We start from the raw sequence: 278 nt of genomic DNA, 5'->3' as shown, positions 1-278 counted from the left end.
AAGATGTGACAGATGTTGTTTTTCGCCATGTGGTAAGTGAGGCAGGCAGACCGGATGTGTATTTTACGGAGTTTGCGAATACGGAGAGTTATTGTCACCCAGAGGGGAACAAAAGTGTACGTAGGCGCTTGAATTTTACCCCAGATGAACAGCCCATTGTAGCACATATCTGGGGAGATAAGCCGGAATTTTTCCGTGAAATGAGCATCGGCATGGCGAAAGAAGGATTCAAAGGCATCGATATTAATATGGGTTGTCCAGTGGCGAATGTAGCAGAA

Annotated in this window: 1 protein-coding gene; it reads left to right on the top strand. The window is 45.7% G+C overall.

Features of this window, described 5'->3' with window-relative positions:
* On the top strand, positions 1-278 hold a 278-nt coding region (locus GQF01_RS36215; protein ID WP_235958877.1), incomplete at both ends, for a tRNA-dihydrouridine synthase.

Source organism: Paenibacillus silvestris, from assembly GCF_009882985.1.
Lineage (GTDB): Bacteria > Bacillota > Bacilli > Paenibacillales > NBRC-103111 > Paenibacillus_E > Paenibacillus_E silvestris.
This window is presented reverse-complemented; position numbering and strand designations above follow the sequence as displayed.